This window comes from Streptomyces marincola (genome assembly GCF_020410765.1).
GTDB classification, from domain to species: domain Bacteria; phylum Actinomycetota; class Actinomycetes; order Streptomycetales; family Streptomycetaceae; genus Streptomyces; species Streptomyces marincola.
Genome location: NZ_CP084541.1, coordinates 5,355,771 through 5,369,930 on the forward strand (window position 1 = coordinate 5,355,771; position 14,160 = coordinate 5,369,930).

15 protein-coding genes are annotated in these 14,160 nt (G+C 74.5%); 12 read left to right on the plus strand and 3 right to left on the minus strand.

Annotated elements, in window-relative coordinates; translation table 11 throughout:
* Positions 1-235 precede the first annotated feature (235 nt).
* The 3 genes from LC193_RS23670 to LC193_RS23680 are packed head-to-tail and all read left to right on the plus strand — an operon-like array spanning position 236 to position 3,227.
* Positions 236-997 carry a lysophospholipid acyltransferase family protein gene (locus tag LC193_RS23670; RefSeq protein WP_086157791.1) on the plus strand — a complete coding sequence of 254 codons (762 nt, stop codon included), beginning with the start codon at positions 236-238 and terminating at the stop codon, positions 995-997.
* The gene (locus tag LC193_RS23675) at positions 994-1,995 is read left to right on the plus strand and encodes an NAD(P)H-dependent glycerol-3-phosphate dehydrogenase (protein WP_226077274.1); all 1,002 of its coding nucleotides are present in this window, start codon (positions 994-996) and stop codon (positions 1,993-1,995) included. The genes LC193_RS23670 and LC193_RS23675 overlap by 4 nt, the downstream gene beginning before the upstream one ends.
* A gap of 35 nt (positions 1,996-2,030) precedes the next feature.
* Positions 2,031-3,227: a D-alanine--D-alanine ligase family protein gene (locus tag LC193_RS23680; RefSeq protein WP_226077276.1), complete on the plus strand. Its 1,197-nt coding sequence runs from the start codon at positions 2,031-2,033 to the stop codon at positions 3,225-3,227.
* A gap of 39 nt (positions 3,228-3,266) precedes the next feature.
* Here LC193_RS23680 and LC193_RS23685 read toward each other — a convergent pair whose 3' ends face one another.
* Positions 3,267-3,728, minus strand: coding sequence for a DUF3515 domain-containing protein (locus tag LC193_RS23685; protein WP_264086280.1), 462 nt, complete (start codon positions 3,726-3,728; stop codon positions 3,267-3,269).
* Between the two features lie 61 nt (positions 3,729-3,789).
* Positions 3,790-4,023: an Lrp/AsnC family transcriptional regulator gene (locus LC193_RS23690; RefSeq protein WP_226077278.1), complete on the minus strand. Its 234-nt coding sequence runs from the start codon at positions 4,021-4,023 to the stop codon at positions 3,790-3,792.
* Positions 4,024-4,157: 134 nt separating this feature from the next.
* Between LC193_RS23690 and LC193_RS23695 the strand changes: the two genes are divergently transcribed.
* Both LC193_RS23695 and thiD read left to right on the plus strand, forming a co-directional pair.
* Entirely contained in the window at positions 4,158-5,120 is a 963-nt protein-coding gene (locus LC193_RS23695) for a thiamine-phosphate kinase (protein WP_226077280.1), read from the plus strand.
* A 38-nt stretch (positions 5,121-5,158) separates the two neighbouring features.
* Positions 5,159-5,974: a bifunctional hydroxymethylpyrimidine kinase/phosphomethylpyrimidine kinase gene (gene thiD, locus LC193_RS23700; RefSeq protein ID WP_226077282.1), complete on the plus strand. Its 816-nt coding sequence runs from the start codon at positions 5,159-5,161 to the stop codon at positions 5,972-5,974.
* A gap of 111 nt (positions 5,975-6,085) precedes the next feature.
* Here thiD and rpmB read toward each other — a convergent pair whose 3' ends face one another.
* Positions 6,086-6,271, minus strand: a complete 186-nt coding sequence (gene rpmB / locus LC193_RS23705) for a 50S ribosomal protein L28 (RefSeq protein ID WP_086157785.1) — start codon at positions 6,269-6,271, stop codon at positions 6,086-6,088.
* Between the two features lie 251 nt (positions 6,272-6,522).
* Between rpmB and LC193_RS23710 the strand changes: the two genes are divergently transcribed.
* The 7 genes from LC193_RS23710 to LC193_RS23740 all read left to right on the plus strand — a co-directional run bounded on the left by LC193_RS23710 (position 6,523) and on the right by LC193_RS23740 (position 13,984).
* A complete protein-coding gene (locus LC193_RS23710; RefSeq protein ID WP_226077284.1) occupies positions 6,523-8,199 on the plus strand; it encodes a DAK2 domain-containing protein in 1,677 nt (558 codons plus the stop codon).
* 41 nt (positions 8,200-8,240) lie between these two features.
* On the plus strand, positions 8,241-10,490 hold the full coding sequence (gene recG / locus LC193_RS23715) for an ATP-dependent DNA helicase RecG (RefSeq protein ID WP_226077286.1): 2,250 nt from the start codon (positions 8,241-8,243) through the stop codon (positions 10,488-10,490).
* 104 nt (positions 10,491-10,594) lie between these two features.
* Positions 10,595-11,113 (plus strand): hypothetical protein, encoded by a 519-nt coding sequence (locus tag LC193_RS23720; protein WP_226077288.1) that lies wholly within the window; start codon positions 10,595-10,597, stop codon positions 11,111-11,113.
* A 71-nt stretch (positions 11,114-11,184) separates the two neighbouring features.
* Positions 11,185-11,676, plus strand: a complete 492-nt coding sequence (locus LC193_RS23725) for a DUF6227 family protein (RefSeq protein WP_226077290.1) — start codon at positions 11,185-11,187, stop codon at positions 11,674-11,676.
* Between the two features lie 23 nt (positions 11,677-11,699).
* Positions 11,700-12,287, plus strand: coding sequence for a 16S rRNA (guanine(966)-N(2))-methyltransferase RsmD (rsmD, locus tag LC193_RS23730; RefSeq protein WP_226077292.1), 588 nt, complete (start codon positions 11,700-11,702; stop codon positions 12,285-12,287).
* A gap of 26 nt (positions 12,288-12,313) precedes the next feature.
* Complete coding sequence (coaD, locus tag LC193_RS23735) at positions 12,314-12,793, plus strand: pantetheine-phosphate adenylyltransferase (protein WP_226078861.1); 480 nt, start codon at positions 12,314-12,316, stop codon at positions 12,791-12,793.
* Between the two features lie 87 nt (positions 12,794-12,880).
* Complete coding sequence (locus LC193_RS23740) at positions 12,881-13,984, plus strand: ATP synthase F0 subunit B (protein WP_226077294.1); 1,104 nt, start codon at positions 12,881-12,883, stop codon at positions 13,982-13,984.
* The last annotated feature ends 176 nt before the right edge of the window (positions 13,985-14,160 follow it).

Genomic DNA, 14,160 nt, shown 5'->3' on the forward strand with positions numbered 1-14,160 from the left:
TCTCCTCTCCTCGGCCTGGCCCGGTGTCCGTGCCCCGCCCACGGCCCAGGAGCGGCTGCGCGCGCCGGGCGTCCCCGCGCCCTCCCGGTTCCCCGCGGAGCCGTCGCATTAGGGTCAAAGGGATCGTCCGGGGCGGGCAGGCCGTCCGCTGGACAGCCCCACACCCCGGGGCGACACTTGTGCGGCCGTCCCCAGCCGGGCGCGCCGCAGCAGTGCAAGAGGAGATGGTGTCCCAGTGTCTCGCCGCAGAATCGGCTTCTGGTACCGATTGGCCGCATTTCTTGTAAAACCGCCGCTGCTCGTGCTCTTCAACCGGGACTGGCGTGGAATGGAGCATATTCCGGCGGAGGGAGGATTCATCACCGCGGTGAATCACAACTCCTATCTCGACCCGCTCTCCTACGCGCACTTCCAGTACAACACCGGCCGGGTCCCCAGATTCCTCGCCAAGGTCTCCTTGTTCCACACCGGCGTGCTCGGCGCGTTCATGCGCGGCACGGGTCAGATCCCCGTCTACCGCAACACCACCGACGCCGCCGACGCCTTCCGCGCCGCCGTGGCCGCCGTGCACCGCGGCGAGTGCGTCACGTTCTACCCCGAGGGCACCCTCACCCGCGACCCCCGGCTGTGGCCCATGGAGGGCAAGACCGGAGCCGCCCGCGTCGCGCTCCTCACCGGCGCGCCGGTCATCCCCGTCGCCCAGTGGGGCGCCCACGAGGTCATGCCGCCCTACGCCAGGAGCCGGCGGCTGCGCCTCTTCCCCCGCAGAACGCTGACCGTGGTGGCGGGACCGCCCGTGGACCTCGCCGAGTTCCTGGGCAAGGAGCCCACGGCCGAGGTGCTGCGCGACGCGACGGACGCGATCATGGACGCCATCACCGTGCTGCTCGCCGGGGTGCGGAACGAACCCGTGCCCGCCGAGCGTTTCGTCCACCGGGGCATCGCGCCCGAGCGGCGCGGCGAGATCAGCGCACCCGAGGAGGAGAGAGCGGAGTGACACGCGCCGCCGTCTACGGAACCGGCTCCTGGGGGACCGCCTTCGCGATGGTCCTCGCGGACGCCGGCTGCGACGTGACGCTCTGGGGCCGACGCCCCGAGCCCGTCGAGGCCGTCAACACCACCCGGGAGAACCCGGAATACCTGCCGGGAGTGCGGCTGCCCGCCGCCGTCCGGGCCACCACCGACCCGGCGGAGGCGGCGCGCGGCGCGGACTTCGCGGTCCTGGCCGTACCCTCCCAGACGCTGCGCGGCAACCTGGCCGGCTGGGTCGGCGTGCTGCCGCGGGAGTCGGTGCTCGTCTCCCTGATGAAGGGCATCGAACTCGGCACCGCCAAGCGCATGAGCGAGGTCATCGAGGAGGTCGCGGACGTGTCCCCGGGGCGCGTCGCCGTCCTCTCCGGGCCCAACCTGGCCCGCGAGATCGCCGAACGCCAGCCCGCCGCCTCGGTGGTGGCCTGCCGGGACGAGACCGTCGCCCGCCGCCTCCAGGCCGCGTGCCACACCGCCTACTTCCGCCCCTACACCAACAGGGACGTCGTGGGCTGCGAACTCGGCGGCGCGGTGAAGAACGTGATCGCGCTGGCCGTGGGCATCGCCGACGGCATGGGCCTCGGGGACAACACCAAGGCGTCGCTCATGACGCGCGGTCTGGCCGAGACCACCCGGCTCGGCCTCGCGATGGGCGCGGACGCGCTGACGTTCGCGGGCCTGGCGGGCATGGGGGACCTCATCGCCACCTGTTCGTCCCCGCTGTCGCGCAACCACACCTTCGGCACCAACCTCGGCCGCGGCATGACCCTGGACGAGACCATCGCCGCCACCCGCCAGACGGCCGAGGGCGTCAAGTCGTGCCGTTCCGTCCTCGACCTCGCCCGCCGCCACCGGGTCGACATGCCGCTGACCGAGACCGTGGTCGGCATCGTGCACGGCGGCACCTCGCCGCAGGCCGCGGTCGAGGAGCTCATGGCGCGAACCGCCAAGGCCGAGCATCACTGACCGCGGCCACCGCCCCGGAGTAGCCTCAGAGAGTTATGAGCAGCGAGTTCACTTCCCAGAATCCCCCGCCTGCCGACCGGGCGGGCCTCGCGGGCCGTCCGCGGTCCGCCGGGGGCCACCGGCCGCGCGTCGCCGTCGTCTTCGGCGGGCGCAGTTCCGAGCACGCCATCTCCGTCGTCACCGCGGGCGCCGTGCTGCGGGCCATCGACCGCACCCGCTACGACGTGCTCCCCATCGGCATCACCGGCGACGGCCGTTGGGCGCTGACCGCCGACGATCCCGAGCGCATGGCGATCACCGACCGCCGGCTGCCCAGCGTCGAGCAGATCGCCGAGCCGGGCCAGGGCACCGTGCTGATGCCCGTGGACGCGGGCAGGCAGGAGGTCGTCTACAGCGAGTCGGGGTCGGTGCCCAAGGACCTCGGCGAGGTCGACGTCGTCCTCCCGCTGCTCCACGGCCCCTACGGCGAGGACGGCACCCTCCAGGGCCTCCTCGAACTGTCGGGTGTGCCCTACGTGGGGGCCGGCGTGCTGGCCTCGGCGGTCGGCATGGACAAGGAGTACATGAAGCGGCTCTTCACCTCCTACGGCCTGCCCGTCGGCCCGTACACCGTCATCAGGCCGCGCGAGTGGGAACGCGACCCGGCCGGCGCCCGCCGCCGGATCACGGACTTCGCGGCGGAGCACGGCTGGCCGCTGTTCGTGAAGCCCGCGCGGGCCGGCTCCTCCATGGGCATCTCCCGGGTCACCGGTCCTGAGGACCTGGACGCGGCCGTCGAGGAGGCCAGGCGCCACGACCCGAAGATCGTCGTCGAGTCCCTGCTGACCGGCCGTGAGATCGAGTGCGGCGTCCTGGAGTTCGAGGAAGGGCCGCGGGCCAGCCTGCCCGCCGAGATCCCGCCGGTCTCCGCCCACTCCTTCTACGACTTCGAGGCCAAGTACATCGACTCGGCCGAGGGCATCGTGCCCGCACCGCTCACCGAGGAGCAGACGGCCAGGGTCAGGGAGCTGGCCGTGTCCGCGTTCGACGCCCTCTCCTGCGAGGGCCTGGCCCGCGCGGACTTCTTCCTCCTGGAGAACGGCGAGTTCGTCATCAACGAGATCAACACCATGCCGGGCTTCACGCCGATCTCGATGTTCCCGCGCATGTGGGAGGCCACGGGCGTGCCCTACCCGGAACTGGTCGACCGGCTCATCCAGGCGGCCCTGCGCCGCCCGACGGGCCTGCGCTGACGGGATCCCGGGCCCCGTCGGAGGCCCGGGGCACCCCGGTCACGTGGGAGGGGCGTAGAGCGGGTCGAGCGGGATGTGCCGGTCGATGGCCGCGGCCAGGTCGAGCAGCGGGTTGACCTCGGGCGCGTAGGCGTCGGGGACGGTCACCTCGACGAACACCTGCCGTTCCGCCGTGGTGAACCGGGCGCCGTCGGACTCCTCCTCAAGCAGCCAGGTCACCTCGTTCACCCCGACGAACTCGGCGCCCAGCGGGTCGTAGCTCTCGCTGTCCGGGGTGACCACCCGCGGTTCCGCGACGCCGCAGCGCAGCACGATCGCGGGGTCACCCCACACGGCGGCGAAGGGGCTCTCCTCCGCCAGCGCGCCGCGTTCCGCGCCGTCCACCCGATCCGGGAGCTCGGTGGCCAGCGCGCGGCACGCGTCCGCCGCCGCGCCCGTCGGGGCGGGCGGCGTCACGTCCTCGGCGCCCGCGCCCGAGGTGCAGGCGGCCGTGGCGAGCAAGGCACACAGCACGGGGGGCAAACGGCGCGGAATCGGTATCACCCGGCGAGCATACGCGGTGTCACAAATGGACGACGGGGCAGGTCAGCGTGCGCGTGATCCCGCTCACGCGCTGCACCTCCGCGACGACGAGGCGGCCGAGTTCGTCGACGGTGCCCGCCTCGGCGCGGACGATGACGTCGTAGGGGCCCGTGACATCCTCGGCCTGGAGTACCCCGGGCAGTTCGGAGATGACCTCCGCCACCGTGGACGCCTTGCCCACCTCGGTCTGGATCAGGATGTACGCCTGTACCACGGGTCCTCCACAGCGGCTACGAGGAGCGGGGGCGCTACCGTAGCGCGTCATGACCAGCACCGGGAGACGCCGGGGGCGCGATGCGGCCACGGGCTCCCGGCGGAGGGCGGCGAGTCGAGCATGAGGAGAGCCGAGTGAAGGGCAGTGTGGGGGAGCTGGGGGAGTTCGGGCTGATCCGGGAACTGACGTCCCGGATCACCGGCACACCCGCGGTGCGTCTTGGCCCGGGCGACGACGCGGCGGTGGTCGCGGCCCCGGACCGGCGGGTCGTCGCGAGCACCGACCTGCTGGTCGAGGGGCGGCACTTCCGCCGCGACTGGTCGACGGCCTACGACGTCGGCCGCAAGGCGGCGGCGCAGAACCTCGCCGACATCGCGGCCATGGGCGCGGTGCCCACCGCCATCCTCCTCGGACTCGTCGTTCCCGCCGAACTCCCCGTCACCTGGCCGCTTGAGCTGATGGACGGCATCCGCGACGAGTGCCGGGTCGCGGGCGCGGGGGTGGCCGGCGGTGACGTGGTGCGCGGCGAGGCCGTCACCGTCTCGATCACGGCGCTCGGCGACCTCGGCGGACGCGAACCTGTCACCAGGTCGGGGGCGAGGCCGGGCGACGTCGTCGCCGTCACCGGCTGGCTCGGCTGGTCCGCCGCGGGGCACGCCGTGCTCTCCCGAGGGTTCCGCTCGCCCCGCGCGTTCGTGGAGGCGCACCGCCGCCCGGAACCGCCCTACGAGGCGGGCCCGGCCGCCGCGGCGCTGGGCGCCACCGCCATGACCGACGTCAGCGACGGGCTCGTCGCCGACCTCGGCCACGTGGCGCAGGCGAGCAACGTCCGGATCGACCTGACCTCCGCCGCCCTCGACGTCCCGGCCCAGATGTCCGACATCGGGCAGGCCGTCGGCGTCGACCCGCTGCACTGGGTCCTCACCGGCGGCGAGGACCACGCGCTGGTCGCCACGTTCCCGCCGGAGACGAAACTCCCCGCGCGGTGGCGGACGATCGGCGGGGTGCTGCCCGCGAGGGGCCGGGGCGCCCCGCAGGTCACCGTCGACGGGGCGGTCTGGGACAAGGCCGGCGGCTGGGACCACTTCGGCTCCTGACCTGAACCCGCCGCCGCGGCATGGGTACTGTCGTACCCATGCAGGCTCCTCCACGTGTGCTCACCGTCGCGGGCTCCGACTCCGGCGGCGGCGCGGGCATCCAGGCCGACCTCAAGACGATGCTCGCGCTCGGCACGCACGGAATGAGCGTCGTCACCGCGGTCACCGCCCAGAACTCGCTCGGCGTCCAGGACGCCTGGCCGCTGCCCGTCGAGGCCGTCACCCGGCAGTACCGCAGCGTCGTCGACGACATCGGCGTCGAGGCCGTGAAGACCGGCATGCTCGCCACGGCCGAACTCGTCGAAACGGTCGCCGGCCTGCTCGCCGCCACCGACGCCCCCGTCGTCGTCGACCCCGTCGGGGTCTCCAAGCACGGCGACACCCTGCTGGCGCCCGAGGCGCTGGACGCGATGCGCACGCGGCTGCTGCCGGCGGCGACGGTGGTCACCCCCAACCTGGCCGAGGCCGCGTACCTGACCGGCGTCCACGTCAGGGACGAGGCCGATCTGCGCCGGGCCGCCGCCGCCGTGCTCGCCCACGGGCCGCGCTGGGTCCTGATCAAGGGCGGCCACCTCCCGGGCGACGCCGTCGACCTCCTCACCGACGGCACGGAGGAGCACTGGCTGCGCGCCCCGCGCCTGGCCAACCGCCACACCCACGGCACCGGATGCACCCTCGCCTCGGCGATCGCGGCGCGGCTCGCGCACGGCGACGGCGTCGCGGACGCCGTCGCCGCGGCCAAGGACTACGTCACCGGCGCCATAGCCGCAGGCTTCCCGCTCGGCGGCGGCATCGGACCGGTCGACCACGGCCACCGGATGGGCCGCCGCACGCAAGAAGCCGGCCCACCGTGACGGTGGACCGGCTCAGAAGCCGAGAGCCCGGGCCGCGCCCGACGCCGCCAGGCGGCGTCCGCCGCGCACCGGGCGGGCCGGGGCACCGGCGGCGAACCGCCGGGCGGGGCGTCAGCGGGAGACCTTGCCCGCCTTGATGCACGAGGTGCAGACGTGCAGGCGCTTCGGCGTCCCGTTGATCACCGCACGCACCCGCTGAATGTTGGGGTTCCAACGGCGGGGGGTGCGGCGGTGCGAGTGGGAGATACGGTTGCCGAAGCCCGGCCCCTTGCCGCAGACATCGCAGTTGGCAGCCACGGGTCACTCCAAAGACAGGTCGCCCCGCCGGGGCGAGGAGACGGAAACGTACGTGGGACCCACGAGGTCGCTGGGACCCGAGGGAGGCGCCCGGCACGTCAGGACGACACCAGGCAACCGGGGCAGCATACCGCGGCCCTTCCCGGGGAACGAAATCGCGCCCCCCGGCGGACGAAGGCTTAAGCTGCACCCGCCGCAGGCCGTACCCGGCCGTACCCACGCCGGCACCCGCCCGCGCCCAGGAGGTCCCCGTGCCGCAGCCGCTCGACGCCGCAGCGGTCCGGCGCTGGTGCCGCGACGCCCTCGACGCCGTGGGCCGGGCCCGCGAGGACATCGACGCGATCAACGTCTACCCCGTCCGCGACGGCGACACCGGGACCAACCTCTACCTCACCGTCGAGTCCGCCGCACAGGCCGTGGCCGCCGCGGGCACCGCGACCCCCACGCTCGGGCAGGCGGTACGGGCCATGGCGCACGGCGCGCTCATCGGCGCCCGCGGCAACTCGGGCACCATCCTCGCGCAGCTGCTGCGCGGCATGGCCGAGGTGCTGGCGGACGGCGAAGAACCCGCCACCGCGGACACCCTGCGCCGCGCCCTGCGCCGGGCCGCCTCCTCCGCCTACGAGGCGGTGGCCCGTCCCGTCGAGGGCACCATGCTCACCGTCGCGACGGCCGCGGCCGACGCGGCGGAACGCGCCGGCGGCACGACGGCCGACGTGGCCGCCGCCGCCTGCGCGGGGGCCAGGGCCGCCCTGGCCCGCACCCCCTCCCAGCTCGCGGTCCTCGCCGAGGCCGGCGTCGTCGACGCCGGGGGCAGCGGTCTCCTCGCCGTCCTCGACGCCCTCGACGCCGCGCTGTCGGGACGGCCGCCCGACGCCTCCATACGCGACCGGCTCGGCCGCCCGCCCGCGGCCCACGGCGGGCCGGAGCGGGCTTCGGCGCCCGAGCCCGCCGGCGCACCGGCGTGCGCGCCGGCGGCCGGGCCCGGGCGGCACGAGCACCCGGCGCGCCGGGAGTTCCCGCGGGCCGTCCCGCAGTATGAGGTCATCTACCTGCTCGACGCGCGCGACGAGGCCCTGCCCGCACTCCGCGCGCGCCTCGACGCGCTCGGCGACTCCCTGGTGGTCGTCGGCGGCGACGGCCTGTGGCACGTCCACGTGCACACGGCGGAACCCGGCGGCGCCGTTGAGGCCGGCATCGAGGCCGGCCGCCCGCACCGGGTGCGGATCACCGGGCTCCCGGCCGGCGCCGCGCCGCCCGCGCCCCGCGCCGCTCGCGCCGTCGTCTCGGTGCTGCCGGGCGACGGCCTCGCGGGCCTGTGCGCGCAGGCCGGCGCGACCACCGTGACGGCGGACGCGGACGAGCCGCCAGGCGGCGGCGAACTGGCCGCGGCCATCCTCGGCACCCGCGCCGGCGAGGTCGTGCTCCTCCCGAACGACGACGCCCTGTGGCACGCCGCCGCGGCAGCCGCCGAGCAGGCCAGGGCCGCGGGCGTCAGGGTCGCCGTGGTGCCCACCCGCTCGCCGGTGCAGGGCCTCGCGGCGCTCGCCGTGCACGCCGCGGAGCGGCGGTTCGACGAGGACGTGGTCGCCATGACGGCGGCGGCCGGCGCCACCCGCTTCGGTGAAGTCGCCGTCGCCGAACGGCAGTCCTGGACCACGGCCGGCATCTGCCAGGCCGGCGACGTGCTCGGGCTGATCGACGGCGATGTCGCCGTGATCGGCGGCGACCTGGCCGCGGTGGCGCGCGAGGTGCTGGAACGGATGCTGTCCGCGGGCGGCGAACTCGTCACGCTGGTCCTCGGCGCCGCCACCGAACGCGCGCTGGCCGACCTCCTTGAGGCCCGCGTGCGGCGGGGCCACTACGGCGTGGACACCGTCGTGTACGAGGGCAGGCAGGAAGCGCCGCTGCTGATCGGCGTCGAGTAGCGCCGCGCCCGTCCGCCCGGCTGTCGGTGCCATGGTGTGCAATGGGCGGCGTGACCGCGCTGAAGGAGCCACTCGCCAAGTCCCTCGGCGGCACCACCGCGAAGGTGATGGCCGCCCACCTCGGCCTGCACACGGTCGGCGACCTGCTGCACCACTACCCCCGCCGCTACGCCGAGCGCGGTGAGCTGACCCGCCTGTCCGACCTGCCGCTCGACGAGCACGTCACCGTCGTGGCCGAGGTCGCCGACACGCGCCTCCACACGTTCAACGGCGGGCGGGGCGTCCGGCTCGAAGTCACCCTCACCGACGGCAGCGGCCGGCTCAGGCTGGTGTTCTTCGGGCGGCGCGCGGTCCACCACCACGAGCGGGTGCTGCTGCCGGGGCGGCGCGGAATGTTCGCGGGCAAGGTCTCCATGTTCAACCGCAGCCTCCAGCTGTCCCATCCGGCGTACGAGTTGCTCGACGAGGACGACGACGCCGGCCGCGTCGAGGACTTCGCGGGCCGGCCGCTGCCGCTCTACCCCGCCTGCAAGCAACTGGAGTCCTGGCGCATCGCGAAGTCCGTCGGCGTCGTGCTCGACTCGCTGGCCGCGACGGGCTGGGACGGGCTGGTCGACCCGCTGCCCGGCTCCCTGCGCACCGGACGCGGTCTGCTGCCGCTGCCCGAGGCGTTCGAGAAGGTGCACCGGCCGCGCACCAGGAAGGACATCACCGAGGCGAGGTCGCGGCTGAAGTGGGACGAGGGCTTCGTCCTCCAGGTGGCACTCGCCCGGCGGCGCGCGGCGGCGGCCCAGCTGCCCGCGGTGCCGAGGCGGCCGGCGGCCGGCGGGCTGCTGCACGCCTTCGACGGCAGGCTGCCGTTCTCGCTCACCGGCGGCCAGCAGCGGGTCTGCGAGGAGATCTTCGCCGACCTGGCGGCCGACCACCCCATGCACCGCCTGCTCCAGGGCGAGGTGGGCAGCGGCAAGACGCTGGTGGCGCTGCGCGCCATGCTGGCCGTGGCCGACACCGGGGGCCAGTCCGCGCTGCTGGCGCCCACCGAGGTGCTGGCCCAGCAGCACCACCGCTCGATCACGGAGATGCTGGGCGACCTCGCCGAGGGCGGGCTGCTCGGGGGAGCCGAGCACGGCACCCGGGTCACCCTCCTGACCGGTTCGATGGGGGCCAGGGCCAGGCGGCAGGCGCTGCTCGACGCGGCCACGGGCGAGGCCGGCATCGTCATCGGCACGCACGCCCTGATCGAGGACGTGGTCGCGTTCCACGACCTGGGCCTCGTGGTGGTCGACGAGCAGCACCGGTTCGGGGTCGAGCAGCGGGACGCGCTGCGCGCCAAGGGCGAGCGCCCGCCGCACCTGCTGGTCATGACGGCCACGCCGATCCCCCGCACGGTGGCCATGACGGTGTTCGGCGACCTGGAGACCTCCGTGCTCGACGAGTTGCCGCGCGGGCGCTCGCCGATCGCCTCCCACGTGGTGCCGGTGCGGGACAAGCCGCACTACCTGACCCGGGCCTGGGAGCGGGTGCGGGAGGAAGTGGCGAACGGGCACCAGGCGTACGTGGTGTGCCCGAGGATCGGCGACGACGCGAACGACGGGCCCGGGGAGCGGGCCGCGAGCGGGTCCGCGACCGCCGGCGGGTCCGACGAGACCGAGGACGGCGACGGCGGGGACGCGCAGCGCCCGCCGCTCGCGGTGCTCGACGTGGCGGCCCGCCTGGCCGAGGGCCCGCTCGACGGGCTGCGCACCGAGGTCCTGCACGGCCGCATGGCGCCCGAGGCCAAGGACGACGTGATGCGCCGCTTCGCGGCGGGCGAGGTGGACGTGCTGGTCGCGACCACGGTGATCGAGGTCGGTGTCAACGTGCCCAACGCGACCGCCATGGTGATCATGGACGCGGACCGGTTCGGCGTCTCCCAGCTCCACCAGCTGCGCGGCCGGGTCGGCCGCGGCTCCGCGCCCGGCCTGTGCCTGCTGGTCACCGACGCCCCCGAGGGCGGGAGCGCCCGGGCGCGGCTGGCCGCCGTGGCCGGGACCACGGACGGCTTCGAGCTGTCCCGGATCGACCTGGAGCAGCGCCGCGAGGGCGACGTGCTCGGCCAGGCCCAGTCCGGGGGCCGCAGCAGCCTGCGGATGCTGGCCGTCATCGACGACGAGGAACTCATCGCGGAGGCCAGGGCCGAGGCCACCGCGCTGGTCGCCCGGGACCCCGAGCTGACCGACTCGCCCGATCTGAGGACGGCGCTCGACGCGCTGCTCGACGCGGACCGCGAGGAGTTCCTGGACAAGGGCTGACGGGACCCGACGGGCCGTCAATTGTCAGTGCCACCTGCGAGAATGGACTACGTCCGCGGCAATCCAGCGGGGATTGCGGCTGTTGGACCATTGGGGGTTGCTCGATGGCATTCAGGCACACCAACGAACTGCCGCTCGGCGACAAGATCTTCCGCGTCGAGCTGGCGAGCGACGACGACCTCACCCTCACCCTGACGCTCACGGGCTGGCGCGAGACCCAGCCGGAGGCGCCCGTGGCCTCCGGCGTGCTGACCATGCCGCTGGCCGACGTGCCCGCACTCCGCATCGCCCTCAACCGCGGCCTGCGCGCGCTGGCCCTGGCGGCGGACGTCGCGGAGCCGATCCCGGACCGCGACATCCTGCGCGAGCTGTTCCCCGGGCACGGCGCGCCCTGGGTGCCGCAGCACGAGGAGGACCTGACCCGCAGGTTCCACGCGGGCGAGACCATAGCCCGGATAGCCGCCCGCTTCGGCCGCACCCCGGACTCGGTCCGCACCAAGCTCCGCGAGCTCGGGCACGACCCGCGCCGGCCCGAGCACTGCCCGCCGGACGGCTGCCTCTCCTGGTCGAGGTACGTCTCGCCCGCGCTGGTCGGCGCCGCCGAGCGGCCGGCCGAAGGCTGACGCGCGGGCCCGATCGAGCAGACCAGAGGGAACGACGGCGAGCGGCCCGGTGTCCGCGAGGAGGAGCAGGCATGACCCACCGCCCGGAGACCGGGCCGGAGCCGCCGACCGTCCCGGGGGGCCAGGTCCACGGCGGGCGGACCTACCCGGGGGACGATCCCGCCGCCCACGTGCGGCGGCTGCTGCGCCGGGCCGTCAACGCCGACCGGCCGGGCGCCGACGCCCTGGAGCGGCTGGCCGGGGCGCGGGCCTACGCGATCGAGCGCCTGCCCGATCCCCGCGGCCGTTCCGGCGGTCAGGACTGGATCGTGCTGTACGAGCACGCGTTCCTGCTCGGCCCGCGGGGCCCGGGGGACCCCGCCGGGGCCGAGCTGTGCCTGTACGAGCTTGAGCACGACCACACGCCGGACGGGGGCCTGGTGAGCGAGGTGTACGACGACGAGTCCGCCGCCGCGCGCGTCGCCAGGCGCCTGGCCCGGCCGGCCCCCGCCGGGCACCCGGTCCCGCCGGACCTCGGTGCCTGGCCGCCCGCCGATCCGGATAGCGTGGACCGGGACGGCTGACCGACGAGTGCTGTGAGGACCGCATGACCCGCGTGATCGCTGGGACGGCCGGCGGCCGACGGCTCTCCGTGCCGCCGGGCGGCGGTACCCGGCCGACGTCCGACCGGGCGCGCGAGGGCCTGTTCTCGACCTGGACCGCGCTGTGGGGGCCGCTCGACGGCGCCCGGGTGCTCGATCTGTACGGCGGCTCGGGCGCGGTCGGCCTTGAGGCGCTGTCCCGCGGCGCCGCGCACGTCCTGATCGCCGAGGCCGACGCGCGGGCCGCCGGGACCATCCGCGCCAACATCAGGTCCCTCGGGCTGCCCGGCGCCGAGCCGCGCACGGTGCGGGCCGAGCAGCTCGTGGCGGGTCCGCCCCCCGGCGCGCCCTACGACCTGGTCTTCCTCGACCCGCCCTACGCGGTGGGCGATGGCGATCTTCAGGAGATCCTGCTCACACTCGAACGGAACGGCTGGCTCACCGGTGACACCGTCGTCACGGTGGAGCGGAGCACCCGCGGGGGTGCCTTCGCCTGGCCGACCGGGTTCCAGGAACTGCGTTCCCGCCGCTACGGCGAGGGAACGCTCTGGTACGCCCGGCCCGTCGTCCACCACGTCAGCGACCGGTCATGAACGACCGGGGGAGCGAGGAAAGACCGTTGCGTCGCGCCGTCTGTCCGGGGTCCTTCGATCCCGTCACCCTTGGGCATCTCGACATTGTGGCCCGAGCCTCGAAGCTTTACGACGTCGTCCACGTCGCCGTCATGATCAACAAGTCCAAGCAGGGCATGTTCACGGTCGAGGAGCGCATCGCGCTGATCGAGGACTGCACGGCGAGCTACGGCAACGTGGTGGTGGAGTCGTTCCACGGCCTGCTGGTCGACTACTGCAAAGAGCGTGACATCCCGGCCATCGTGAAGGGCCTGCGGGCGGTCAGCGACTTCGACTACGAGTTGCAGATGGCCCAGATGAACAACGGGCTCTCCGGCGTCGAGACCCTGTTCATCCCCACCAACCCCACCTACAGCTTCCTGTCCTCCAGCCTGGTCAAGGAGGTCGCCGCATGGGGCGGTGACGTCGCGCACCTGGTGCCGGAGCCGGTGCTCGCCGCGCTCGGCACCAAGCTGCGCCGCTCCTGAGGCCCGCGGGTCCGCCCGGCGGGACGCGCACCGCCCCGCCGGGCGAACCGGTGCCCGCGAGGGGCCCGTTGGCCGTACAGTCGCCTCGTGGACGTACAGCAGAAACTTGACGAGATCGTCGCGGCGATCCGCGGTGCCAAGAGCATGCCGATGTCGGCGTCCTGCGTGATCAACAGGTCGGAGCTGCTCGGCAGGCTGGAAGAGGTGCGCCGGGCGCTGCCCGACTCGATCGCCGAGGCGCGCGAGGTGCTGGGCGGGCGCGAGCAGGTCGTCGCCGAGGCCAGGCAGGAGGCGCGCCGCATCGTCGAGGCGGCGCACGCCGAACGCGGTTCCCTCGTCGACGGCACGGAGATCGTCCAGCGTGCCCAGGACGAGGCGTCCCGCATCCTGGCCGCCGCCCGCCAGGAGGCCGAGGAGGTCAAGGCCGAGGCGGACGACTACGTGGACAGCAAGCTGGCCAACTTCGAGGTCGTCCTCGGCAAGACGATCGGCTCGGTCGACCGCGGCAGGACCAAGCTGCTCGGCCCCGAGCGGGGCGAGCCGCAAGAACTGCTCGCGCAGGCGGACGCCTACGTGGAGGCGCAGTTCGGCGCCATCGAGGCGGTGCTCACCAAGACGCTCGAAGCGGTCGGCCGGGGCCGGCAGAAGCTGACCGGCCACCGCCCCATCGACGAGCTGGCCGAACACGTCGCCGCCCAGGAGGCCCGCGACGCGGGCGAGGGCACGGGTCCTGGCGAGGGCTACTTCGACCCGCGGGCCGAGCAGGACACCTACGACTACCTCGGCGTTCCCCAGCCGCGGTCCGTTCCCCAGCCGCCTCCGCCGCCCCAGGCACCCCAGGCGCCGGCCCCGGCGATCGCGGCGGCCGATCCGGCCGCGAACGGCTGGGCCGCGAGCCCGCCGTCCTACGCCCCCGGGGCGCAGGACGGGACCCAGGGCGCGTACGACGCGCAGGCGGGGTACGCGGAGACGGCCTACGGCGCGGCCGGCTACGCGTCCGGCGGGTACGGGGCGCAGGACGGCTACGGGCCCGACGGCTACGGCACCGCGCAGCCCGGCTACGCGGCGGACCCGCGGGCGCAGCAGGGGTACGGCCACCAGGCGCCCGGCACGCTGGAGGAGACCAGCCTGTTCGACACGGGCATGATCGACGCGGAGCACCTGCGCCGCTACCAGCAGGGTCACTCCTGACCGCCGGAATTGGGTGCCCGGCGGGCCGTGAAGTATGCTGGCCCTTCGGTCGCCCCACCTGTCGTGGTCGCGGCTGCCCGCCCGCCCCTCGTCGAGGGCCGTCGTGCGCGGCTTCATCGCAGCAGGCCCAGCCATCGTGAGAAAGCAGACCGCCCTGAACGCCCCGTTGGATCGCC